Source organism: Bacillus cereus (assembly GCF_015071065.1).
Classification (GTDB): domain Bacteria; phylum Bacillota; class Bacilli; order Bacillales; family Bacillaceae_G; genus Bacillus_A; species Bacillus_A cereus_BA.
On sequence record NZ_VOVA01000011.1, the window covers coordinates 1 to 24,083 of the forward strand.

Here is a 24,083-nt window from a genome sequence, read left to right on the forward strand (position 1 = left end):
TTCTGGCGGCAGTGGTTCTGGCGGCAGTGGTTCTGGCGGCAGTGGTTCTGGTGGCAGTGGTTCTGGTGGCAGTGGTTCTGGCGGCAGTGGTTCTGGTGGCAGTGGTTCTGGCGGCAGTGGTTCTGGTGGCAACGGTTCTGGTGGCAGTGGTTCTGGTGGCAACGGTTCTGGCGGCAGTGGTTCTGGTGGCAACGGTTCTGGCGGCAGTGGTTCTGGTGGCAACGGTTCTGGCGGCAGTGGTTCTGGTGGCAACGGCTCTGGCGGCAGTGGTTCTGGTGGCAACGGTTCTGGCGGCAGTGGTTCTGGTGGCAGTGGTTCTGGTGGCAGTGGCTCTCAAGGTGGCAATGGCTCTCAGGGAGGCAACCGTGTTAAAGGCGATAGCAGTTCTCAAGGTGATAACGGCTCTCAAGGCGGCAACCGTGTTAAAGGCGATAGCGGCTCTCAAAGCGGTAACGGTAACGGAAAAGACAATTCAGTAAAACAAGGCGATAAGTTACCTAATACTGCAACGCATTATCCTGCATCTATTTTAATTGGTCTTTCGACATTCCTAATTGGTGTGTTACTATTTATTCGTCGTAAAAACGCAAAATAAAAACATCATCCTTCCATCTAAAAAATACATGAAACAAATTATAAAGTGAAACTTTAATCAGTGGGGGTTTTACTGCCCGCAAATAGCGGGATAAAACTAAAAAGGACTTTGGATTGTATTTTATTATGCAATCCAAAGTCCTTTTTGTCATCTAGCAGAAAGAGTATTAATACGCTTTTCCCCAATACACCATCTGCTTCGCTTTTTTACTACAGCAAATACATTCGTCAGCTAAACTTTCTTGTTCGAACGGAATACAACGTGAAGATACTCCAACTTCTTCTTTTAGTTTTTCTTCACAAGCTAGTTCTCCGCACCACATCGCTTTAATAAAGCCTTGTTTTTCATCAGCTATTTTTTTCATCTCTTCGAAAGTCGTCACACTATAAGTACTCTCATCTCTAAATACTTTTGCTCTACTAAATAAAGAATGATGAATCTCCTCAAGTAATGATGGGATGCGCTCTTCTAATTGATCCATTGCTATAAACTCTTTTTCTTTCGTATCTCGTCTTACAAGTACAACTTGATTCTTTTCAATATCCTTTGGACCAACTTCTAATCTAATTGGAACACCCTTCATTTCATACTCATTAAATTTCCATCCAGGTGTTTTATTACTAGCATCTATTTTTACTCGCGCAACCTTTTGAATACGCCCTTGTAACTCTGTTGCTTTTTCTAAAACCCCTTCTTTATGCTGAGCAATAGGTACGATAACAACTTGTAATGGTGCAACTTTCGGTGGCATTACAAGTCCGTTATTATCGCTATGGACCATAATAAGTCCACCTATCATTCTTGTCGATACACCCCAAGATGTTTGGTGTACGTATTGCCATTTACCATTACGATCTAAAAACTTAATATCAAATGCTTCTGAGAAGTTCGTTCCAAAGTTATGAGATGTTCCTGTTTGAAGTGCTTTTCCATCATGCATTAAACTTTCAATCGTATAAGTTGCCTTCGCTCCTGCAAACTTTTCTTTTTCTGTTTTTTGCCCTTTAATAACTGGAATTGCTAAATACTCTTCACAAAAAGTAGCATATAGATTTAAAATATTTAATGTTTCAATTTGAGATTCTTCTGCCGTTTCATGAATCGTATGACCTTCTTGCCATAAAAATTCAGTTGTACGAAGAAATGGTCTCGTCGTTTTTTCCCAACGAACTACTGAACACCACTGGTTATATAACTTTGGTAAATCATTATATGATTGAACAATTTTTGAAAAATGCTCACAAAATAGAGTTTCAGATGTAGGGCGTACACAAAGTCTTTCCGCCAATTTTTCATCCCCACCATGAGTAACCCATGCTACTTCAGGAGCAAATCCTTCAACATGATCTTTCTCTTTTTGTAATAAACTCTCTGGAATAAACATTGGCATATACACATTTTCATGACCAGATTCTTTTAGTTTTCCATCCATTACTTTCTGCATATTTTCCCATAATGCATAACCGTATGGCCTTAGAATCATACAACCTTTCACACTTGAATAATCAACAAGCTCCGCTTTTTTTACAATATCGGTATACCACTGAGCAAAGTCTTCTTCCATCTTCGTAATGGCTTGTACTTGTTCTTTTACCATAGTCATTCTTCCTCCTTTAGAAAATAGAAAAAGCCCGCGTCCCTAAATAGGGACCGAGCTTTTTCGGCGTTACCACCCTGATTCATACACAAAAAAATTGAGTATGCTCTCTTTTTGATAACGGGAATTTCCCGCTGCATATGCAGAACTCAAAGGTAGGTTCCATATCGCCCTTTTAAGAATCTTTCAGCCGAACGGATTCTCTCTCTGCCAAAAAGGTTGGACATGTACTAGTCCTTTTTCATCGTTATAACGAAATAAATTTGTTGAATATCATAATATAAATTTTATTTCAAAACAAGAGTCAATTTTCTTATTTTTATACATTCTTTTCAATTATTACTGTTTTATGCATAACTTTTCCGAACGATTTTTACGAGTTGATGAGCTACCATACCAACCAGCGTACCGATTAAAATAAAGAAACAAATAAATCCGTAGCCCATTCCTTCCCATCCACCAATAGCGATCATTGTTACAGGAAAGAAGGCCAAACAAAGAAGTACTAAACTAAGTGCAAATATAATATCAAACTGTTTGTCTGGAAAACGTTTCTTTAGTAAATATGAAATAGCAAATACAAGGAGAATTGTGATTCCACCAATGATGTAAAAGATACCAAATCCATCTAGCCAATCCATAGTATTCCCTCCCTCCCTCCTTCCATTCATTCCCTTATACTCATTATATGTTTAATTTTTCTGAAAATAAACAATAAAATTTTATTTGGAAATATATTTTTATTACCAGGTATTAATAGTAATATATAAGAATAGGTTTTATATAATCAGGAGGGAAACTTTATGGATAAAGCATTAACAAATCACGTCATTATTTTATCTTTTGACTGCTTATCAGCTTTAGATTTTCCTATATTACAAAAACTACCTAATTTCCAAACTTTAATAAAAAGGGGCGCGATTGCGAAAAAAGTGGAGCCAATTTATCCTTCTGTAACATATCCAAGCCACTCAACAATCGTAACCGGTAATTACCCTAATAAGCATGGCGTTGTCAGCAATACATTACTTCAACCAGGACGTGAGTCACCAGATTGGCATTGGTATCGAAAGTCTATTAAAGGAACAACTTTATATGATGAAGCACGCAAAGCAAATTTAACGACAGCAGCCCTTCTATGGCCTGTTACTGGAAGAGCAAATATCGATTACAATTTACCAGAAATTTTTCCAAATAGACCGTGGCAAAATCAAATTTTAGTTTCATTATTTAGTGGTAGCCCGCTATATCAATTAGATTTAAATCGTCGTTTCGGCCATATACGAAATGGATTGTCACAGCCTGAGCTTGATGATTTCGTCCTTGCTTCTGCCGTACATACAATTCAGACGAAAAAGCCTAATGTTATGTTTGTACATTTTACTGATTTAGATACTCAAAGACATTACCATGGCTTCGAGTCCGAGGAAACAGTAGCTGCAATCCATAGACACGACGAACGTCTAGGAGAAATTATTCATGCATTAAAAGAAAGTGGTATATACGAAGAGAGTACAATTATTGCACTTGGCGATCATAGCGCTTTAAGTGAAAACAAAGCAATCCAACTAAATGCCCTATTCTGTCAAAAAGGGCTTATATCCGTAAATAAAAGTGGAAAAATACACGATTGGAAAGCTTATTGCCAAAGCTGTGATGGATCTGCCTACGTACATGTAAAAGATAAAAATGATACTGAAACGATTAAAGAGATTCAAATTCTTCTTGAAGAGCTTCTTCAGAATAAACAAAATGGAATTGAATTTATTCTGCACGATGAAGATGCAAAAGAACGCGGTGCTGATGGTAATTGCTTATTTATGCTAGAAGCCATGGAAGGATATTACTTCATTGAGAATCATACAGGTGATTTCATAAAAAAAATTACTAAAAAAGATGTTACTTCTAGTAAGAAATATACATTTGGAACACACGGATATTCCCCAACAAAGCCTAACTATGAAACAATTTTTATGGCTGCTGGGAAAGGCATTCAAAGTGGCGTTACAATCCCGTATATGAGACTGATTGATGAAGGTCCCACTATTGCTAGATTACTCGGTTTGCACTTAGGTGAAACAGACGGAGCAATTGTAGAGGATTTACTTCAATTGTAAAGAACTGTGTATATATGTAAAAGTTATGTAAAAATCATCACTGTTTCTCTTTTTATAATTTTTATTTTTGTACACTGTTAGTAGAACAAATTTAAGGGGGAACATTATATGAAAAAAATGTCCAGACAAGAAAAAAGCTGGATATTATATGATTGGGCTAACTCGGTATATTCGCTCGTCATTACAACTGCATTATTTCCAATTTACTTTAAAGCAGCTGCAAAAGAAGCTGGACTATCTGGTGCAACTTCAACAGCCTATTGGGGATATGCAAACTCGCTCGCTACACTTTTAATTTCTATACTCGCTCCTATTCTTGGCACAGTTGCTGATTATAAGGGATTTAAAAAACGATTTTTCACATTCTTCTTTGGACTCGGTATCGTATTTACAAGTATGCTAGCAGTTGTTCCAACATCTCAGTGGCACTTATTACTAGGATGCTATATGCTCGCATTAGTTGGCTTTGCTGGAGCAAATATTTTTTATGATGCATTTTTAGTAGATGTTACCTCTGGAGATAGAATGGACCGAATTTCTACAAGAGGCTTTGCATTAGGTTATATTGGGAGCACAATTCCTTTTATCGGTTGTATTGCTCTTATTATTCTTTCTCAAAAAGGAACTATCCCCTTATCGGTCGGCATTGCTAGTCAAATTTCCTTTGCAATAACAGCTCTTTGGTGGGGACTATTTACGATACCAATGCTAAAAAATGTAGAACAAACACACTATATTGAACGTCATCCAAGACCAATTGCAATGAGCTTCAAGCGCCTTGCTAATACTTTTAAAAATATTAAAGAATATAAAACTGTATTTATGTTCCTAATAGCTTACTTTTTCTACATTGACGGGGTAGATACAATTATCACTATGTCTACCGCTTACGGAACAGATCTCGGTATTAGTGCAACCAATCTATTAATCATCTTATTTGTAACACAAATTGTCGCTTGTCCATTCGCTTTATTATATGGAAAACTATCGGAAACATTTACCGGTAAAAAAATGCTATATGTCGGTATTATTATTTATATTATTATCTGCACATATGCTTATTTCTTAAAAACGACACTAGATTTCTGGATTTTAGCAATGCTAGTTGCTACTTCTCAGGGCGGGATTCAAGCACTTAGCCGTTCTTATTTCGCAAAACTAGTACCGAAAGAATCTGCAAATGAATTCTTCGGATTCTATAATATCTTTGGTAAATTCGCAGCAATTATGGGTCCAGTATTAGTAGGTGTCACAACACAATTAACAGGAAAAACGAACGCTGGTGTCCTTAGTATTATTGTCCTATTTATTATCGGTGGATTCTTATTAACTAGAGTACCTGAAAATGATACGTCCGTTACACCACCTAATCCGAAAACTAAAACAATATGAAAAAAAGATCCTCTTCAAACGAGAAGAGGATCTTTTTCTTTATTTTTAGCGATAACGTCGTACAATTAAAGACTCTACAGCTTGTACAAAAATAGTTTATCGACAGTTGTTCCTAATACTTCTGCTAACCGGAATGCTAGTGCTAAGCTTGGATCATACTTATTATTCTCAATTGCATTTATCGTCTGTCTTGATACGTTACACTTATCAGCTAATGCACCTTGTGAAATATTATTTTCAGTGCGTAATTCATAGATTTGGTTTTTCACATCTTTCTCCTAACCTGTAAAATTATTTTTACAACATCAGTATATAGTTGGTACATTTCATTGTCAAAAGATTGCCATAGAAAAAGGGAGCAGTTCTGCCCCCTTACAATAGCTATTTCGAAACCAATGAATTCGTCACTTTCTCTCGATTAACAACATCTTCTTTCTTTATTTGCATACGTAAAACCGGACCTATTGCTAATAAAATAAGTGACATCGCTATACAAAACACAATAACTAGTGACGTCATTTCCTTCAATCCTCCAGCTAGTGAAGTTCCAATTAGCATTGCACCCATAAACAGTGGTAAAATTGTCCCATTTACCCTTCCAATCATATTTTCTGGTACAAGTTGAATCATAAGCGTACCGACAACGATATTGACACAGGCTAAACAAATACCTGTTCCAAATCGCATCAAACTAGTAATCCAAAATGATGTAGACAACCCTTCAACTAAAAATGAGATTGCTAATATACTCATACCAAATACAAACATCTTTTTCGGATTTACTTTTGAAGCGAAAACAGCAGCAACAATACCACCGATTAGCATACCTATTCCATCCGCTGCTGCTAAATATTGAACAGCTTCTTTTTCCATGCCTAAACGTTCGATTACAAGGAATACTTCTAATGGGTTCGTTAATCCGACTGCTAAACCAATAATAGTAAAAGTAATTGTAATCATACGTAAATTTCGCGTGTGAAGAACGTATTTCCATCCTTCTTTTATATCATTTTTTAATGACCCTCTCACTGCCAGCTCTTGTTCAACCCATTTTGGTAAAAACGAAAGGACAATAGCCGATAACAAAAATAAAATGATCAAGCTATATAGTGAGGTAAATAAGCCAAGTTGTGTATATACAATTGAACCTACAACTGGTCCAAAAATCATAAATAACGACTGTAATGTTTGGTTAAATGCAATAGCACTTGCTACCTGTTCTTCTTTTACATAGCGCTTAAATATACGTGAAGATGACGGCTGAGAAAACTGACCTACAATTGCGGAAACGAGTGTTGCAAAAAATATAGCCTGCCAATAATCAAGCTTTAGCAACAAGACAATTCCTATAATAGATAGTACGCTTAATACATCTCCAGCAACCATCGTTCTCTTCGGATTCCAGCGATCTGCTAACGCACCACCAATGAATGAAAAAATAAAAATTGGTGCATATTCCATAACCGATAATAAAGAAACTGAAATCGGATCATTATTCGTTCGCTCCATAATAAAATACAAAAGAGCCATATTTCTGATCCAAATTGCAAATTGTTGTAAAATATCAGATGCCATAACGAGCATAAATGCTCGGTTTTTAAATAAAGCCTTCATCTTCATTCCTCCTTTTATAAACCGACCGTTCAGTCTAATTTATTTTGTAAGAAAAGCCGCTGACTTATTATTCAGCTGCCATCCCTTTTAACAATACATCTATTGCCTTTTTATAAATTCGTTTTAGCTCTTGATAATCTAACTCATAGTAAAGTACTCCAAGCCCTGATAATAACCCATTCACAATATACATAAGATCGCGAGTATTATCTTCACGGAACTCTCCAGACTTTATGCCTGTTTCAATTAATTTCTCAAAAATAATATACGATTCTCTAGTTAGAGCTAACATTTCATCTAAAATCTCTTTACTTACAACTTGGCTCATAGAAAATTCTTCTATTGCACTAGAAATAGGTTGCTGTATGTCCTCTACATAATATTCTGCGAGACCATATAATTTCTCAATATTAGTAACATACAACTTCTCTTTTTCATTCCATTTCTCAAGCCAATCATACGTATGCTGTTTCACTACAAATAAAAATAATTCTTCTTTACTTTTAAAGTGATAATAAATACTTCCTTTACTTCGCCCAGTAATTTCACAAATATCTTCCATAGATGTAGCTGCATAACCTTTTTGTGAAAACAAACTTTCTGCTTTATATGCAATTTCTTTCTTTATCTCTTCTGCACTTCTTCTCATATTCACACCTCACTAAACCGACCGTTCAGTCTAATAATAACAAATGAAAAACCTCTATCGCAAGAGGCTATATCCCTTATTTAAGAAAATGTATTTTCAAACCAAACTCGACTGAAATGTATCGCTCCAAATTTAAGCCCGATTTTAACAAGAAATACACCCCCAGCAACTAATAAGAATAATGCCATTTTCCCTTTGTTTTTTACTTTCGGTTCTCTTCCCCTTATTACATTTATAAAATTTAAACAAACGTTTGTTTAGCTGGTATTATGTATATGTAAGCCAACTAATCAAACGTTTGTTTAAAAAGAAATACGCCCATATAAGGCGTATTCTCATCAATCCCCGCCACCACCGCAGCTACCTCCACTATCTCCGCCAAAAGATCCTCCGCAATCATGCGAGCCACCATCATGTGAACTACCACTATCAGATCCCGCAAAGAAAAATAGTGGTGATGAACTGTTAGACGTACTATGTGCATTACTCTTTTTAGTAAGATTTACTCTTCGTTTATTTGATCTAACTGATGCTGCAATCATCCAAATTAAAACACAAAATAGTAATGCCGCTATAACAAACCCCATATAAAAACCTCCCTTATTTTTCTAATAACTGAAGTACTCTCTCAATATTTTCAAGCGAAATAAAGCGCGATTCACGAAGGATCTCTTTTCCATTATGAAATAATAAAATTGTCGGCCCTGTAAATACCGCATATCGCCCTGCAATCTCTTGCATGTCTTGAAGTAATATCTCTACTTTCTCTACGTAATCATAATTCTCTAATACATAATTTACTTTCCGTAACATAACATCACAAACGCCACAATTCTCCGTTTTAATAAATAGAAGTACTAATTGTTGTTCTTCAATATATGTTGCTAATTCTTCTATCGTTTCAAATTTACTCATCTTATCCCTCTTAACGTAATTTACGAAATACTTTATCTTGATACATACGAAATGCTGAACTATCTTTAACCTTTCTCTTTTCCATTACCTGCTGAAAGCGCAGCGTTTTTACCGTTAACTCTTCTTGTAATTTTTTTCTCTCTGCCTCATCATAACAGCAAGCGATTAAATCCTCTATTTTCAATATATCTTTTTGTATTTCCATTTCTGGTGGAATCATCCCTGCATTTTTCAAGATTTTATAACTCATTCTTAATTCTGGAGGTACCATTGAAAGATCTTCTAATTGTAGTGGTTTTCCTTTTCCCGGAATATTATCAAGATCACCATTCCGTATTGCTTGACGAATTTTTTCCTCAGCAATGTTCAAAAACACATCCACACTATCCCCTCCCTTACATTTTTTTACTATTATTTTACATGAAATCTCATCATCCTGCCACGTCATTCAAGATTGACTTCATACAATTTCCCCAAGTTTATCCTGCTATTTGCGGGCAGTAAAACTCCCACCTCAAAATTCAGCTGGAGCAAAGAAGTTAGGTGGGAGCCCTGCTGCCCGTAAACGCCCGATTGGTGAAGGCTAATAATCAGTGGGGAATGAACAAAACCCCCACTGATTAAAGTTTCACTTTATTTAAACGATAATCGAACACAAATTTTGCACGCTAAAATTTGTAGTAAAACAAATAATCATTATGAAATTACTAATGCATAAAAAAACGGAGATATCCCTTCTCCTAAATCGATGACGAAGGCACAAGAACCCCCGCCAAACTTCTAATTTTGCGAAAAATCGAAAACAGATATTATAATAACCTATTATAATTATATTTAGTTTCTAATATGAAGTTTATGTGAAGTTCATCTGAATTTTACATGAATTCCCTTTAAATTCTATTGTCTTCCCATACTAATCACATTATCCTTTACATATAGGAATCATTTTCATTCCATCTCAAACTATCTATATATACAAAGAAAGATAGTAGCCTATTAGGGAAAGGCATCTAGTATTATTATAAATATAACCAAAGAAAAAGCACTCTTATGGTACGCTTATAAGCGTACCATAAGAGTGCTTTTTTCATACAATTCTCACATAAGAGTTCTTGAAAATCATGTTAATCACAAAGAAAAGGCATTAGCTTATAAAAGCTAATGCCTTTTCTTTATTCATATTGTTAAACGTTCCATTCTTCGATATTCCATATTTTCGTTATCCATGCTTCATAGAAAGATGACTCATGTGAAACAATTAAAACCGTACCTTTATATTGTTTTAACGCTTCCTGTAAAGCCATCTTAGTTTCTGTATCCAAATGATTCGTTGGTTCATCTAAAATTAAAACATTGCTTTTAGTTACGATAAGTTCGCATAATCGTACTTTTGTTTGTTCTCCTCCACTTAATAACTGAATAGGTTTTAATATATGTTCTTCTTTCAATCCGCACTTTGCTAATACTTGTCGGATTTCTTTTCTTGTCATGTCTGGTCTTCCTGCCCATACTCTCTCTAGTGCAGTTATTTCTGAGGAAAATTCCTCTTGTGCAAAATAAGCGGGTTTTACTCGTTCCCCAACAGAAACTGAACCGCTTAACGGTTTTATTTGTCCTAGTAATGTTTTTAACATTGTTGTTTTTCCAATCCCATTATGACCAATAATTGCAATCTTTTCCCCTTTCTTCACTTGAAAATTCAATTCTGGAAATAATGGCTCACTATAACCAATTCTTAGTTTCTCTACCTGTAATATACGACTCACTGGCTCAGTATAAACATTAAAATCAAAACGGGACCGAGGTACATCATTAACCTTTTCAACCTTTTGCATTTTCTCCAATACTTTCTCGCGACTTTTTGCTTGTTTCGCTTTTCGAATTTTATTTTTTTGAATAAAGGTTTCTAAATGGGCAATTTCCTTTTGTTGTTTCGCATACGCCGCTTGTAATTGTTTCCTTTGTAATTGATAACTTTGCAAAAAGGCTTCATAATCTCCTACATAGCGCTTAACCTTTCGTTCTTCTAGATGATAAATTACATTCGTAATATTGTTCAAAAATGCCTCGTCGTGCGAAATGATAATATAAGCTTTTTCATACACCTTTAAATAAGATTGCAACCATTCTATATGTGCTGTATCTAAATAGTTAGTTGGCTCATCTAATAATAAAACATCCGCTTTTTCTAAAAGGAGTTTCCCAAGTAACAACTTTGTCCGCTGACCACCACTTAACTTTGAAACATCCTTTTCCATTCCTATTTCAAACAAGCCTAAGCCGGTTGCTACTTCCTCAATTTCTGTATGAATTTGATAGAAATTAGAACCTTCAAGTATCGTTTGTAACTCACCATACTTTACTAATAGCTTTCCTATCTTTTCCGTTGTAGCCATCTCTTCTGTAATTTTTAACATTTCACGTTCAATTGCATACAAATTAGAAAATGCACTTTGCAAGTATTCTTCGATTGTTATACCTTCTTGTAAATCCATATGTTGCTGTAAAAAGCCAACCTTCACATGTGGAAACCATTCAATTTTCCCATCATCATGTATAAGTTCTCCTGTTAACAGTCGTAACAATGTTGATTTTCCAATTCCATTTTTCCCTACTAGCCCAACATGTTCGCCCTTTAATAATCGAAAGCACGCATTATATAAAATGGTTTTCTCACCATATGAATGACTTACATTTTCTACTGTTAATATACTCATTTTTTCTCTCTCCTCTACTTATAGTTCATAAGCTAAATAGAGAGAACACCAGTAAAAACCTTATTTAGTTGTGCATATAAAAATGGGTAAGGTGAATACACCTTACCCATTACATATTATCGTAAGAAAGGATTAAGGTTCTTTACCTGCTGTCTTCAATTTAGCTTAATCTTTAAAAATGGGCAGACTTCTCCCGTATCAAGCTAAAACCATTTGAAGAACAGTTGATAAAGTCATTTTATCCTTTCACTCCTTTTACATTTGTTATATTACGAGTATAAACTACTCTGTTATATTCTATTCGCTATTTTTCCTTTTGTTCCTTCTTCCATTTTATCCGGTGTTAATAAATCCACTACTTCCCCTATAGATTTCATCTTTCTCCTCCTATATAAAAAAGCCTCTTAACAGCAATTATACCAAAAACTGTTAAAAGACTTTTTTCTATTTTTTCATGTAAGGAGCTAATACTCTTAAAATTTCTTCCTTATCCTTCTTTAACTCAAGCGATGTTAACATATCCATCGTTCGCGGCCTAAGTAATTTCACTTGTATCTCTCCAACAATTGATGCCGGTCTTTGAGATAAAATAAATACGCGATCAGAAAGCAAAATTGCTTCATCTAAGTCATGTGTAACCATAACAATTGTCTGCTTTTCTTGATGCCAAGAATTTAAGAGCCAACTATGTACTTCCATTTTTGTAAATGCATCTAATTTTCCAAAAGGCTCATCAAGCAGCATAATTGGCTTTTCACATAGATATGTGCGAAGGAAACTAATTCTTTGACGCATTCCACCTGATAACTCATCTGGATAATGGTCTGCATATTCATCTAGCTCAAACTGCTTTAATGCTTCCATTCCTTCTGTCAGCCTTTGTTTTTTAGGCTTTCCTTCGATTTCCAATGGAAGAACTATATTTTGCAAAGCCGATCGCCACGGTAGTAATAAATCTTGTTGCGGCATATAACTAACAACATCTTGTTTTTTTACATACTCCTCGTTATAAAACACTTCTCCGCTCGTTGGTTGTTCAACACTTGCAATCATATTTAATAATGTACTTTTTCCACAACCACTCGGACCTACAAAAGAGACAAACTCTCCCTCTTGTATAGAAGCACTAATATTTGCTAATACATTCTTTCCATCGAAAGCTTTTACAATATCTTTTATTTGTAATCCACTCATTTTTCACTTGGAAGGAATTCATTTGTAAAGGCATCTTTTACATCGATTTTCTTTTTAATAACTTTGTTGTCATATAAGAAATTCATGTAATTTGTCCAAATCTCTTCCTTCTGTACTCCCCACGCTTTTGCATCATCTTGATACTTTGTACTTAACCACTTTTGGCTTTCTTGTACTAATTCTTTATTCAAATCTGGAACAGCTTTAATTAAAATATCCGCAGCTTCTTTAGGTTCTTTAATTGCAAAATCATAGCCTTCTGTCGTTGCAGTCATGAACTTTTTCACAAAATCTTTATCTTGCTTCGTATGTTTTTCACTTGTAATAATAACAGGACTATAGAAATCGAGCGCTGGATCTAAGTCTTTCACCATAATTGTATTTAACTCTTTTCCTTGACGCTTCGCTTCAATTCCATCCCATCCATAATAAATCCATTCAAAGTCTGCATCACGACCGATTGATTTAAAGAAATCTGTTTGTCCAAGAATAATTTTTTCAACTTTATTAAAATCAGCTTGATGTTTATTCATAATCGTCTTTAGCGTCGCTTCTTCTGCTGGTCCTCCCCAGCCGCCGTAACGTTTACCTTCAAAATCTTTTGGTGACATCATATTATCTTTTTTAAGTGATGCAAAAGCTGAAGTATTATGCTGGATAATCGCTCCTACAGAAACTACAGGAATACCTTCAACACGAGCTAACGTTACATTTTCTTGTGCGCTTATCGCAAAATCAGCTTTTCCTGAAGCTATCATTTGTTCAGCCGTAACATTATCACCTGGTTGAATGATTTCTACATCTAATCCTTGTTTTTTATAATAATCTTTAGTCTTCGCTACATATAAACCAGTATGGTTTGTATTTGGGAACCAATCTAAAACGACTTTTACTTTCTTTTCTTTGCTTGTACTCTCTTCTTTCTTCGCCGGATTACACCCAGCCACACCAACTGCTAATAATGCAGCTAACATAACTTTTAAACCTTTTTTCATTTTCTGCCGCCCTTTCTGTATATCCATGGTGCTGTTATTCTTGCCATAAATTCAACAATAAAGTACAAGAGCAATGTCACCATGACGATAATCGCTGCAACACCAAATACACGAGCTGTTAAAAAGGATTTTGTTGCCCTTGTGAGCATAACACCTAATCCTTCACTCGCACCAAGCCATTCCCCAATAATCGCTCCCATCACACTATATGTAACAGCAATTTTTAAGCCTGAGAAAAAGTACGGGAGCACTGCTGGAAATTTTACTTTCTGATAAATTTGCCACTTTGTCGCCTTCATCGTTTGTAACAACTTCAGCATATTTTTATCTACCGTTTGGAAACCTTCTAAAATGCTAAGCGCAATTGGGAAGAAACAAACAAGAATAACAACCATTACTTTTGGCAACATTCCGTATCCAAACCAAATAATAAATAATGGTGCAAGCACAACGATTGGAATTGTTTGCGAAATAACGAGCAACGGATTCATTAAAATCCGAAATAAAGGGATGACATCCATAATGATAGCAATACTCGTCCCAAGTAAAATTGCAAAAAACAACCCAATTATTACTTCCTGTAACGTTTGCACTGTATTCGGTAATAGTAAATCTTTCATTCCAATTAACTCTTGCACAATTGCAGACGGCCTCGGTAAAATCCACGGCTCAATTTTAAATAATGAAACAGATCCTTCCCATATAGCAATGAGAAGGATAAGCCAAATTGTTGTGATTATTTTAGATCGCTTCTGGTTTTGCATATTCATCACGGTACTTCCAAACTTTTTCGTCAATCGTTACGCCCGTACTTGGACGATAGTGAATTTTAATAGAAGTGATCACTTCTTCTGCTCCAGCATCGACGCAAGCTTGTTGCGCGCGTTTAATGACGTCAAGAAGTACATCTAATTCTCCTTCCAACGTTGTTTCCATTGCCCCTACTTCATAACGAACTCCCGACTGTTGTACAACTTCAATTGCTTTATCAACAACGGAATACACATCTTTGTTCTTCGCTTGTGGTACTACTGAAAATGAAATTGTAACTTGTTGTGACATAATAAAATCCCCCTTACAAAATATGGTTCTAAAAAAAGAAAAGGCTTTCCTACCGTGTAGGAAAGCCTTGTATACAAGTTATTCTATAATAACTTATGCTACATCACTTTAAAGTAACTCCCTACGCTGGCATTATCCAGATCAGGTTGAGGGTCGATGTATACTTACATCCTCTCAGCCAATTGGCTCCCCGGTTCTTAATTCGTCTTCATTGTAGCACGATTTATTTTATTGAACAAACAAAAGCATGCATAATCATTTCATTATTTTTGGAAAGTATCCAATTTTTTCACCATGAGCTAATAATTGCTGAATAAATTCTTTATTAATCGCTGGCACTACCATTTCTTTTTTCTTAATCCATTCATTCGTTCTACGAGTACCCATTACAATTTCAGATTGCTCTGCTCCATCTCCTGCAACTTGAGAAGCAATTAGCTCTGCTATTACTTCATTTCCCTTCGCTAATTCAAGCCCTGTATTTACATATTCCGAAAGTGAAACCATTTCAAGGTTGTATCCACATTCCTCAATTAGCTGTATAAAATGTTCAAATTCAACTTGATGTGGATGACAAATATGTAACGTCTCTCCTATAATTTGCGAATCTTGTAAATACGATACAATTGATTTACTAGCAAAGTCAATTGGTGTGAAATCAACTTTCCACTTCACATTTGGTGCTTTTCCAATTAGAAGCATCGTTTTAATAAGACGATAAAATGCGTTCCCTTCAATGTTTTGTTGGAACGAACCCGTTTCTGAGTGACATGCTAAATTACCTGCACGATAAATATTTCCACGTAAGCCATTTTTCATCGCGTCACGAACAATGTTTTCCGCTTGTAGTTTACTATTTGAATATACATTCTCTAAGTCTACACTGTAATTAAAATCACCTGTTTTCATGTATATATCCCATTGCTCTACCGCTAATTCTATGGGAATACCAATTGTAGAAATAAAGTGGAATGTAGCACCATTCTCAGCTAATGCTAGCATACGGCTAGTTCCTTGGACATTTACATTTTCAAATTGTTTTACATCTCCAAAATGTCTTACATCTGCACCGCAATGAATTATCGTATCCATCTTAGAACTGATGAAAATAAATTCTTCTTCGCTCATCCCAAGATACTCTTCTCCCAGATCACCAGGTACGGCCTGTATACGCTGTAACCACTCTTCACATATATCATTAAAGTAGCTTGTTAATGTATCTATAATTCTTTGCTGCACATCTTTTGTCGGTCTTACTAAACAATAAATGGTAGCAGATGTATCTCTCAGTAATTCATATAATATGTGCGATCCCAAATAACCAGTAGCTCCGGTTAAAAAGATATTTGAAATGTGGTTGTCTTCCAAAACGTTTAAATATGTAATAGTATCCGGTTCGTGAATCACCTTATATTCACGGAATACTTCTCCTGTCTCTACTTTTACTTCTCTCTCAATTCGAGCTAATCCATATATCGTTCTTTCTTTAAAGAAATCTTGAATTGTTAAATATGAAAAACCTTCCTTTAACAATGTTAAGACTCGCAATACCTTCAATGAATGTCCACCAATTGTAAAGAAATCATCATGCACTCCAATTTTTGAAATTTCTAATACCTCCGCCCAAGCGTCCGCTATCTGTTTTTCTGCTTTAGTAGAAGGCGCAACATATTCTTGTAGACGGACCGGCTCATACTTTTCTTCTAACTGGGCTAGCTTCTTAACATCAATCTTTTTATTTGGTGTAAGTGGTAGTTCATTAATATAAATTAGTTTAGATGGCACCATATAATCGGGTAACTGCTCTTGTAACTGATAAACTAATTCTGGTATTTCCTTTTTGTTTAAAGTTGTATAGAATGCGATTAAATACTGGCTACCTTCCTTACTCTTCTTAGCAAAAACAGCATTTTCTTTTATATTATGATTTTGAGAAATTTTACTTTGAATTTCTCCTAATTCAATACGATGACCTCTAATCTTTACTTGATCATCTTTCCGGTGTAAAAACTCTATATTTCCATCCTCTAGTAACTTAACAATATCACCTGTTTTATATATATTAACTATAGGATTAAAAGGGTTCGGAACAAAAGCTTCAAGTGTTTTTTCAGGCTTATTAAAATACCCTTTTGCTAGTCCTACTGAATCTATATACAATTCACCAGGTACACCAATTGGACAATGATTCATATTCTCATCCAAAATCATAACTTGATAATTGGCACATGGCTTACCAATTGGAATACTCGCACCATCCTCATTCAACTGACTAGGTATTTGATAGGTTGTTGTTACTACAGTACATTCTGTCGGTCCGTATACATTATGAATTTCAACATTCGTCCCTATTCTTTCTCTCCACAATTTAATAACCTCTACAGGCAACATTTCACCGCCAATAGCAATTCTTTTTAAGGAAGCTAGCTTGTATACATCTTCTTCTGCTAAATAAGTTGCTACTTGTCGAACAAAAATCGTCGCCAACGCCAAGATCGAAGTTGCTTTCACTTTATAGATTGCATTTGCAAATGCTTCTACAGACAATCGCTCCTCCTCTAATAATACATACAAGTTTCCTCCGCAGAATAAAGAAGCAAATGACTCCCATACAGAAGCATCAAAGCTAAAGGAAGGAAATTGTGCAAATATATCCTCTTCTGTCAATTCATATTGCCTTTGCATCCAAGTGTATAGATTAACAACCCCTCTATGCGCTAACATCGTTCCCTTCGGATTTCCTGTTGAACCAGATGTATAAATCATATATGCCATATCATCACAATGAATAGGACGCTTTACATCTGTCACTTCATAACTCTCACTATCATAAATTGATACAGTTTGAACCCCATCAAATGGTATAGGCGTTTCTTTCATCAAAATAACTTTCGCTTGGCTATCTTGAATAATGTATTGAATTCTATTTTCCAGATAATCTGGATCAATCGGAACATACGCCCCGCCAGCTTTCAATATAGCTATCATACTTACCACTGTGTCTATGCTACGTTTCATAAATATTCCAACATAGTCTCCTAATTGCACACCGCTTTTAATTAACATATGAGCTATTTGATTACTTTTTTTATTTAACTCCTCATAAGTTAAAGTACCTTCTTTTGAAGATAAAGCTATACGATTCGGAAATTGAGTAACCGTTTTATAGAACATATCAATGATACTTTTTTCAGGATATACTGCTGTCGTGTCATTCACTTGATTATAGAGTGCCATCTCGGCCTCTGTAATAATATTAAAATGATTTATATACTTACTTGTATTTTGTAATGCATCAATTAAAACACCATTTATTTGTTGTGCATAACGAATAATTGTTGTCTCTTTCCAATTAACACTATTAAATATCATTTCTACACTTTGCATATTTTTATTCAATACAAATTGCAACGTATTTTTGTCTTGTAAATCATAATACATTTCACCAATAATAATAGGTGACATTTCAGATGGATTATTACTGTTTTGAAACTTTTCTATTTCTTCCTCATTCATTTCTTGGATTTGTTCTACTTGCTCTACAATCTGCAAATTTAAACTTTCATAGGAGAGAAAATTAGAAACTTCAATAGTAATAGGAAATAAACTTCCTCTTATATGATAAAGCACGATAATGTGCTTTTCTTTAGAAATATGATATAACCACGTTGCAGTTGCTCCTATTAAATCTACAATATGAGTCAGTTTTGTAAATGGTATAGTTTTTCTTTTTATTCCAAACTCTATCTCTTGAATATCTTTAGGTATTTTAATATTCCCTTCTATTTCCCCTAAAAATTCTTTCACCATCTCATTATAAGAAATCGCTAATTTCATATTTATGTAAATTCCTCTCCTAAATATAATAAAGGTGTGAAAATCCACACCTTTTTTTATCCCGTATTAACGGGCAGATTGGTTCAACTCATAATCAGAGGGCTGGATAAACCAACCCTTGATTAGAATTTCACTTTCTCCTTATTCGCTTTTAAACTCACCAATTAGCTCTTGTAATTCCTGAGAAAGCCAACTTAAAGAAGTCGCTAATTCTGCAATATCTTGTACTGATATTTCTTGCTCCTTCATACTCTCTTCAACATTACTACTGCTATTCGCATAAGTATTTGCAATATGTGATAATTCATTTACGACTTGAAGGATATTCTGGCTATTTTGTAAAATATCACTTGAGTTACTAGAAACAGCCCTAACTTGATTTGTAACAGACTGTGCTGACTTTGAAATTTTCTCGAAGAACGCACCACTACTTTGAACAAGAGTAATTCCAGATTCTACTTCTTTTGAACCTTTCTGCATTGAAATTACAGCCTCTTCTGTTTCAGCTTGCGTCTCACTAATTAATTTTGCTATATCTTTCGCTGACGTTTCAGTTTGTTCTGCTAATTTGCGTACTTCATCAGCAACAACTGCAAACCCTCTTCCAGCTGCTCCAGCACGTGAAGCTTCAATAGAAGCATTTAAAGCTAGTAAATTTGTTTGATTTGAAATACCTGTAATTACAGTTACAATATCACTAATTTCTTTTGACCTTATTTCCAACGAATAAATGATGGAAGATAAATCTTTTACTGCATTTTGGATTAAACTCATTTGATTAATAATTTGTCCAATCACTTCATTACCTTCAATTGAATGTTGCTCCATACCTTCTGAGGCAACTGCAACTTGTTTGGCAGCCCCAGTTATCTCTTCTACCTTATTTTCCATTCCATGCACAATTCCTAGGCATTGTTGTACTGAAGTTTCTTGAGACTGTGCCCCTACTCTTAAACCTTCAATAGAACTTGCAATCTCTTGAACTGCCATACTGTTTTCCTCTGTGCTTGCCGACAATTCTTGTGAAGAAGAAGAAACTTGCTCAGCGGTCTGCCTTACTTTATCAATAATCCCTTTAAATTTCTCGATCGTGTTATTGAAATAAACATTAATAATTCCAATATCATCTGGTCTTTCTTTTAATTTAATACTTAAATCACCTTCACCAATCTTACGTAATCCCTCTCGTAAATCTTTTAATGGAGCTAACGAGTTACGTACGATAAAGAATTGAGTAATAGTTGCAATTGCTAATGAAATAATAATAAAGAGTAAACCCTGTATCATAAAATTCTTCTTTGTACTAGGAACGATAGAAGCATCTAAGTCCGCCGCAACAATTGCGACAATATTGTTTTCTTCATCTTTAATTGGCTCTAATATTGTCACCCACGAACCTAATTCATCTTCATATACTTCTGTCATCTGAGCCTTTTTCGTATCCATTACTTTATCGTATGCATTCATCCAATGAACCGGTTGTTCATAATAATCTCCCGGCTTTACAGGGACCGCATTTGTTAACTCGGTAGTCAAACCAACGAGTTGTAATTCTCGCTTTTCATTCGGCTTTGCTCCTGTAACATACGTTTGTCCAACACTTTTCAATTCTTTTGTCACTTCATCTAATTGCTCTGTTAATTTTTCTTTTTTCACTCTTTCGGCTGTAGGATCTTTCGCCATATCTTTAACTAATTCTGCATCCAGGTTATTTAACACTATCTCTCCAGTTTCAATAGACTGTCTTTCAAATAAAGACATCATACTATTTTGAAACATGTTGAAACTTAACGCACCCATACTTCCAACAAGCGTCAAGATAACTAGTACGGTTAACAATACATTTTTTTGAAGAAACGATAGCTTGTGCCAATATTTTTTCATTAACATCACCTTTCTTAATTCACTCCATCTAAAGTGAAACTATCAAAATATAAATACACCGAATTGATAATAATTCTCAATTGCATATAAATATAAAAAAAAGACCAATGAAAAGAGCATTGGTCAAGACCAACCCTATCCGTCCGGTAACTGGCTAGCATAGCCTTTCGACCTTAGCTCCTGTAGTTTTGCGTCCTCATGTTTCCATCAGTTTGCCTTTCTCGCTGAACGAGTTGAACGATATGGGAGTTCTATGAGAATTAAAATATTCTCCTTCAAAGATTACAACATAAACATTAAAATGTCCACTTATTTAGAGATATAAATATGAAATTCCAATCTATTATTTTTTCGAAATAATTTAACAAAATACGTGAATGTTACATTTTTTGTGTTATATAATAAAAAACGTATATAACACAAGGATTATTCCGGATATTTATTTAATTTTCATTCAAATTAAACTATTCGAATATATCTTAACTTACGAATTTCGGAGGTAGTTTATCATGTTTTGGCTACAATTTCTTACGTTACTACTCTGCATTTTTATTGGTGCACGCCTAGGCGGAGTTGGTCTAGGAGTAATGGGTGGCGTTGGTATGGCAATACTTGTTTTCGTCTTCCACTTACAACCTACAGCTCCTCCTATTGATGTAATGCTTATGATTTTAGCAGTAATTACAGCTGCCGGTGCTTTGCAAGCTGCTGGAGGAATGGATTATCTCGTCCACCTTGCTGAGAAAGCATTACGAAAAAATCCAAAGCGCATTACATTTTTTGCTCCTATTGTTACTTATTTATTCACGCTATGCGCGGGAACTGGTCATGTCGCTTATTCTGTACTTCCCGTTATTGCCGAAGTATCTCGCGAATCAGGAATTAGACCTGAACGACCAATGTCAATTGCCGTTATCGCTTCCCAGCAGGCAATTACAGCTAGTCCAATATCGGCTGCAACAGTTGCACTTTTAGCAATGTTAGCCGACTATAAAATCACCTTGTTAGATATTTTAAAAGTCAGTATCCCTTCTACTTTCATCGCTTGTATGGTAGCTGCATTCGTTGCTAGTAAAATGGGAAAAGAATTAAATGAAGACCCTGAATACTTGAAGCGATTAAAAGAGGGAATGATTCCTAAACTTGAAGAGAAAAAAGAATTTGTAGGTTCAAAAGGCGCAAAATTATCAGTTATTCTTTTCCTAGTCGCAACTTTCCTTGTTGTACTTCTCGGTTCATTTGAAACACTTCGCCCAGGATGGATGATTGATGGGAAATTAGTTCGTCTGTCAATGCCAAACACAATTGAAATGATCATGTTAACCATTGCTGCTCTTATTATTATTTTCTGTAAACCAAATGTGGAAAGCATTGTAACTGGTAACGTCTTTAAAGCAGGCGCAACAGCAGTTGTTGCTATTTTTGGTATCGCTTGGATGGGAGATACTTTCTTCAACGGAAACTTAAATATAATTCAAGGGTCAATTCAACACTTAGTGACAAGTGCACCATGGCTATTTGCTATCGCACTATTCATTCTATCTATTTTACTGTATAGCCAAGCAGCAACAGTTCGTGCTTTAGTGCCACTTGGACTATCACTTGGTATTCCACCAGCATTACTTATTGCAATGTTCCCTGCAGTAAATGGATACTTCTTCATTCCAAATTACGGGACAATCGTTGCTGCAATTAATTTTGATCGCACTGGTACAACAGGAATTGGCAAATATGTTTTAAATCATAGCTTTATGATTCCTGGCCTGATCGCAACCTTTACTTCTATCGGAATTGGAATGCTCTTAATTTCAATTATGTTTTAAATAAAAGCACAAACCTACAATTTTAAAGGGTTTGTGCTTTTTTAATCAAACGTTTGTTTAAATAAAATGAAACTTTGATCAGTGGGGGTTTTGTTCATCCCCCACTGATTATTAGCCCGCAAATAGCGGGATAAACGAAGCAACTCATTTTGCGACTCTACAAACTCTTATTTACTTCCTCAGCTAATTTCTTCGTACTTTCATACGCAGATTCCGCTAAGCTAATCGCTGAAATAACTGAAACACCGTCCGCACCCGCGTCTATAACTGAAGCCGTATTTTCAATTGTAATCCCACCAATCCCAACGATCGGTATTGTAATCTCTTGTTCCCTAAAATACTTTAGACCTTTCGTTCCTTGAACCGCTTTCGTATCTTTTTTCGTGCTCGTCGGGAAAATTGGACCAACTCCTAAATAATCGGCTCCATTTTCAATCGCCCAGCGTGCTTCTTCAATTGTATGTGTAGATACTCCAATAATTTTATCTCCCATTTTTTTACGAACAGATGTAATTCCTTCATCATCTTGTCCAACATGCACGCCATCTGCATCTAACTCGAGGGCTAGTTCTACATCATCATTTACGATGAATGGTACACCATACTCCTTGCAAAGCGCTTGTAGTTCTTTCGCAAAATCAATACGTTTCTCTCCCGTTAAAGCCCCTTCTCCCTTTTCACGAAATTGAAAAATTGTTATACCACCTTCTAGTGCATCTCTCAATACTTGTAGTGGCTCCTTCGTACAATTGTTACTTCCCATAATAAAATATACTGGTAATAACCTAGACATTTCATCCATTGTAATACGCGACATCTAGTTTCCCTCCTTACTGTATAACCTCAATCTTCCCATACTTCTCAATATCATCTGAAGTTGTATTCGCTAACTGATTTAAAAATTCAATTTGGAAGCTTCCTGGTCCATTCTCTACTGTTTTCGAAGCAGCCATTTCTGCTGCTACTCCATAGAATGTTAATGCGGCTACTGCTGCCTTTACATAATCCTTTTCTACCGCAACAAATGCTCCTATTACAGAAGTTAATAAGCAGCCTGTCCCGGTAACTTTCGTTAAAATAGGATGGCCATTTCGAATAAGAATAGTTCGCTCTCCATCTGTAACAACATCTTCTTCTCCAGTAATTACCGCAACTGTATTTAATTCATCCGCTGCCTGTTTTGCAATATTTACAACATTACCATTTCCTGTACCAGCGTCTACACCTTTAATTTCCCATTTCTCATTAATAACATTAGCAATTTCAGCTGCATTTCCGCGGATTATCGCTAAATCTATTTCAGCTGGAATATGTCTCGCCACTTCTGTTCGATAAGAAGTTGCTCCTGCCCCAACTGGGTCAAATAATACTGGTACATGATATTTATTTGCTGATTTCCCAGCAATGAGCATTGCTTCTACCTCTTCAGGACGAAGTGTCCCCATATTTAAAACAAGCGCGTCCGCAATGCTAGCCATTTCTGCTACTTCTTCTTTTGCATACGCCATTACAGGCGATGCTCCTAATGCTAACAAACCGTTTGCTGTAAAATTTGTTACAACAACATTTGTAATATTATGCACGAGTGGATTAGACTCTCTCACCAATTCCACGACTTTACTAATTTCTTGTACATTCATTCTTTTCATCTCCTAACTTTAATGATGGGAGATACACAAAAAGACACTTTGC

Annotated in this window: 22 protein-coding genes, 2 riboswitches and 1 other annotated feature; of the genes, 4 read left to right on the top strand and 18 right to left on the bottom strand. The window is 35.5% G+C overall.

What is annotated here, in order from left to right; genetic code table 11:
• Positions 1 to 595, top strand: a 595-nt coding sequence (locus FT637_RS21280) for an LPXTG cell wall anchor domain-containing protein (protein WP_193647987.1), incomplete at its 5' end; no start/stop codon positions are given.
• 166 nt (positions 596 to 761) lie between these two features.
• Here FT637_RS21280 and proS read toward each other — a convergent pair.
• Positions 762 to 2,192, bottom strand: coding sequence for a proline--tRNA ligase (gene proS, locus FT637_RS21285; protein WP_193647988.1), 1,431 nt, complete (start codon positions 2,190 to 2,192; stop codon positions 762 to 764).
• A gap of 45 nt (positions 2,193 to 2,237) precedes the next feature.
• Positions 2,238 to 2,446: a binding site (T-box leader), on the bottom strand.
• 93 nt (positions 2,447 to 2,539) lie between these two features.
• Positions 2,540 to 2,833, bottom strand: coding sequence for a YesK-like family protein (locus FT637_RS21290; protein ID WP_193647989.1), 294 nt, complete (start codon positions 2,831 to 2,833; stop codon positions 2,540 to 2,542).
• 162 nt (positions 2,834 to 2,995) lie between these two features.
• Here FT637_RS21290 and FT637_RS21295 point away from each other — a divergent pair, with 162 nt between their 5' ends.
• A complete protein-coding gene (locus tag FT637_RS21295) occupies positions 2,996 to 4,309 on the top strand; it encodes an ectonucleotide pyrophosphatase/phosphodiesterase (RefSeq protein ID WP_193647990.1) in 1,314 nt (437 codons plus the stop codon).
• 108 nt (positions 4,310 to 4,417) lie between these two features.
• The gene (locus FT637_RS21300; RefSeq protein WP_193647991.1) at positions 4,418 to 5,701 is read left to right on the top strand and encodes an MFS transporter; all 1,284 of its coding nucleotides are present in this window, start codon (positions 4,418 to 4,420) and stop codon (positions 5,699 to 5,701) included.
• A gap of 74 nt (positions 5,702 to 5,775) precedes the next feature.
• Here the strand turns inward: FT637_RS21300 and FT637_RS21305 are convergent, their stop codons facing one another.
• The 14 genes from FT637_RS21305 to FT637_RS21370 all read right to left on the bottom strand — a co-directional run bounded on the left by FT637_RS21305 (position 5,776) and on the right by FT637_RS21370 (position 20,568).
• Positions 5,776 to 5,970, bottom strand: coding sequence for a helix-turn-helix transcriptional regulator (locus FT637_RS21305; RefSeq protein ID WP_000795763.1), 195 nt, complete (start codon positions 5,968 to 5,970; stop codon positions 5,776 to 5,778).
• Positions 5,971 to 6,082: 112 nt separating this feature from the next.
• Positions 6,083 to 7,321, bottom strand: coding sequence for an MFS transporter (locus FT637_RS21310; RefSeq protein WP_193647992.1), 1,239 nt, complete (start codon positions 7,319 to 7,321; stop codon positions 6,083 to 6,085).
• A gap of 61 nt (positions 7,322 to 7,382) precedes the next feature.
• Positions 7,383 to 7,964: a TetR/AcrR family transcriptional regulator gene (locus FT637_RS21315; protein WP_193647993.1), complete on the bottom strand. Its 582-nt coding sequence runs from the start codon at positions 7,962 to 7,964 to the stop codon at positions 7,383 to 7,385.
• An 80-nt stretch (positions 7,965 to 8,044) separates the two neighbouring features.
• On the bottom strand, positions 8,045 to 8,152 hold the full coding sequence (locus FT637_RS21320; RefSeq protein ID WP_193647994.1) for a histidine kinase: 108 nt from the start codon (positions 8,150 to 8,152) through the stop codon (positions 8,045 to 8,047).
• A gap of 150 nt (positions 8,153 to 8,302) precedes the next feature.
• Positions 8,303 to 8,551 (bottom strand): hypothetical protein, encoded by a 249-nt coding sequence (locus FT637_RS21325; RefSeq protein WP_193647995.1) that lies wholly within the window; start codon positions 8,549 to 8,551, stop codon positions 8,303 to 8,305.
• Between the two features lie 13 nt (positions 8,552 to 8,564).
• A complete protein-coding gene (locus tag FT637_RS21330) occupies positions 8,565 to 8,879 on the bottom strand; it encodes a thioredoxin family protein (protein ID WP_070140725.1) in 315 nt (104 codons plus the stop codon).
• 10 nt (positions 8,880 to 8,889) lie between these two features.
• The gene (locus FT637_RS21335) at positions 8,890 to 9,261 is read right to left on the bottom strand and encodes a DUF1992 domain-containing protein (RefSeq protein ID WP_193647996.1); all 372 of its coding nucleotides are present in this window, start codon (positions 9,259 to 9,261) and stop codon (positions 8,890 to 8,892) included.
• An 802-nt stretch (positions 9,262 to 10,063) separates the two neighbouring features.
• Positions 10,064 to 11,596 carry an ABC-F family ATP-binding cassette domain-containing protein gene (locus tag FT637_RS21340; protein ID WP_193647997.1) on the bottom strand — a complete coding sequence of 511 codons (1,533 nt, stop codon included), beginning with the start codon at positions 11,594 to 11,596 and terminating at the stop codon, positions 10,064 to 10,066.
• A 444-nt stretch (positions 11,597 to 12,040) separates the two neighbouring features.
• Positions 12,041 to 12,790: an ABC transporter ATP-binding protein gene (locus FT637_RS21345; RefSeq protein ID WP_193647998.1), complete on the bottom strand. Its 750-nt coding sequence runs from the start codon at positions 12,788 to 12,790 to the stop codon at positions 12,041 to 12,043.
• Complete coding sequence (locus tag FT637_RS21350; RefSeq protein ID WP_193647999.1) at positions 12,787 to 13,785, bottom strand: ABC transporter substrate-binding protein; 999 nt, start codon at positions 13,783 to 13,785, stop codon at positions 12,787 to 12,789. The genes FT637_RS21345 and FT637_RS21350 overlap by 4 nt, the downstream gene beginning before the upstream one ends.
• Complete coding sequence (locus tag FT637_RS21355) at positions 13,782 to 14,555, bottom strand: ABC transporter permease (RefSeq protein ID WP_193648000.1); 774 nt, start codon at positions 14,553 to 14,555, stop codon at positions 13,782 to 13,784. Before FT637_RS21355 ends, FT637_RS21350 begins: the two co-directional genes overlap by 4 nt.
• Complete coding sequence (locus FT637_RS21360; protein ID WP_000082898.1) at positions 14,527 to 14,847, bottom strand: MTH1187 family thiamine-binding protein; 321 nt, start codon at positions 14,845 to 14,847, stop codon at positions 14,527 to 14,529. Before FT637_RS21360 ends, FT637_RS21355 begins: the two co-directional genes overlap by 29 nt.
• Positions 14,848 to 14,948: 101 nt before the next feature.
• Positions 14,949 to 15,050: riboswitch (TPP riboswitch) on the bottom strand.
• Positions 15,051 to 15,102: 52 nt separating this feature from the next.
• Positions 15,103 to 18,684, bottom strand: a complete 3,582-nt coding sequence (locus FT637_RS21365; RefSeq protein ID WP_193648001.1) for an amino acid adenylation domain-containing protein — start codon at positions 18,682 to 18,684, stop codon at positions 15,103 to 15,105.
• Positions 18,685 to 18,825: 141 nt separating this feature from the next.
• Positions 18,826 to 20,568, bottom strand: coding sequence for a methyl-accepting chemotaxis protein (locus FT637_RS21370; RefSeq protein WP_193648002.1), 1,743 nt, complete (start codon positions 20,566 to 20,568; stop codon positions 18,826 to 18,828).
• A gap of 142 nt (positions 20,569 to 20,710) precedes the next feature.
• A riboswitch (cyclic di-GMP riboswitch) is annotated at positions 20,711 to 20,795 on the bottom strand.
• A 282-nt stretch (positions 20,796 to 21,077) separates the two neighbouring features.
• Here FT637_RS21370 and FT637_RS21375 point away from each other — a divergent pair.
• Entirely contained in the window at positions 21,078 to 22,391 is a 1,314-nt protein-coding gene (locus FT637_RS21375; RefSeq protein ID WP_193648003.1) for an anaerobic C4-dicarboxylate transporter family protein, read from the top strand.
• A 157-nt stretch (positions 22,392 to 22,548) separates the two neighbouring features.
• Here the strand turns inward: FT637_RS21375 and thiE are convergent, their stop codons facing one another.
• Together thiE and thiM are read right to left on the bottom strand one after the other, a co-directional pair.
• Positions 22,549 to 23,208, bottom strand: coding sequence for a thiamine phosphate synthase (thiE, locus tag FT637_RS21380; RefSeq protein ID WP_193648004.1), 660 nt, complete (start codon positions 23,206 to 23,208; stop codon positions 22,549 to 22,551).
• 13 nt (positions 23,209 to 23,221) lie between these two features.
• Entirely contained in the window at positions 23,222 to 24,031 is an 810-nt protein-coding gene (gene thiM, locus FT637_RS21385) for a hydroxyethylthiazole kinase (protein ID WP_193648005.1), read from the bottom strand.
• Between the last annotated feature and the right edge of the window lie 52 nt (positions 24,032 to 24,083).

What these genes read in the sequence shown, in the direction of transcription:
- proS (WP_193647988.1), bottom strand. Translation starts at nt 2,192, where the DNA reads ATGGTAAAAGAACAAGTACAAGCCATTACGAAGATGGAAGAAGACTTT.
- FT637_RS21290 (WP_193647989.1), bottom strand. Translation starts at nt 2,833, where the DNA reads ATGGATTGGCTAGATGGATTTGGTATCTTTTACATCATTGGTGGAATC.
- FT637_RS21295 (WP_193647990.1), top strand. Translation starts at nt 2,996, where the DNA reads ATGGATAAAGCATTAACAAATCACGTCATTATTTTATCTTTTGACTGC.
- FT637_RS21300 (WP_193647991.1), top strand. Translation starts at nt 4,418, where the DNA reads ATGAAAAAAATGTCCAGACAAGAAAAAAGCTGGATATTATATGATTGG.
- FT637_RS21310 (WP_193647992.1), bottom strand. Translation starts at nt 7,321, where the DNA reads ATGAAGATGAAGGCTTTATTTAAAAACCGAGCATTTATGCTCGTTATG.
- FT637_RS21315 (WP_193647993.1), bottom strand. Translation starts at nt 7,964, where the DNA reads ATGAGAAGAAGTGCAGAAGAGATAAAGAAAGAAATTGCATATAAAGCA.
- FT637_RS21320 (WP_193647994.1), bottom strand. Translation starts at nt 8,152, where the DNA reads ATGGCATTATTCTTATTAGTTGCTGGGGGTGTATTTCTTGTTAAAATC.
- FT637_RS21325 (WP_193647995.1), bottom strand. Translation starts at nt 8,551, where the DNA reads ATGGGGTTTGTTATAGCGGCATTACTATTTTGTGTTTTAATTTGGATG.
- FT637_RS21330 (WP_070140725.1), bottom strand. Translation starts at nt 8,879, where the DNA reads ATGAGTAAATTTGAAACGATAGAAGAATTAGCAACATATATTGAAGAA.
- FT637_RS21340 (WP_193647997.1), bottom strand. Translation starts at nt 11,596, where the DNA reads ATGAGTATATTAACAGTAGAAAATGTAAGTCATTCATATGGTGAGAAA.
- FT637_RS21345 (WP_193647998.1), bottom strand. Translation starts at nt 12,790, where the DNA reads ATGAGTGGATTACAAATAAAAGATATTGTAAAAGCTTTCGATGGAAAG.
- FT637_RS21350 (WP_193647999.1), bottom strand. Translation starts at nt 13,785, where the DNA reads ATGAAAAAAGGTTTAAAAGTTATGTTAGCTGCATTATTAGCAGTTGGT.
- FT637_RS21355 (WP_193648000.1), bottom strand. Translation starts at nt 14,555, where the DNA reads ATGAATATGCAAAACCAGAAGCGATCTAAAATAATCACAACAATTTGG.
- FT637_RS21360 (WP_000082898.1), bottom strand. Translation starts at nt 14,847, where the DNA reads ATGTCACAACAAGTTACAATTTCATTTTCAGTAGTACCACAAGCGAAG.
- FT637_RS21365 (WP_193648001.1), bottom strand. Translation starts at nt 18,684, where the DNA reads ATGAAATTAGCGATTTCTTATAATGAGATGGTGAAAGAATTTTTAGGG.
- FT637_RS21370 (WP_193648002.1), bottom strand. Translation starts at nt 20,568, where the DNA reads ATGAAAAAATATTGGCACAAGCTATCGTTTCTTCAAAAAAATGTATTG.
- FT637_RS21375 (WP_193648003.1), top strand. Translation starts at nt 21,078, where the DNA reads ATGTTTTGGCTACAATTTCTTACGTTACTACTCTGCATTTTTATTGGT.
- thiE (WP_193648004.1), bottom strand. Translation starts at nt 23,208, where the DNA reads ATGTCGCGTATTACAATGGATGAAATGTCTAGGTTATTACCAGTATAT.
- thiM (WP_193648005.1), bottom strand. Translation starts at nt 24,031, where the DNA reads ATGAATGTACAAGAAATTAGTAAAGTCGTGGAATTGGTGAGAGAGTCT.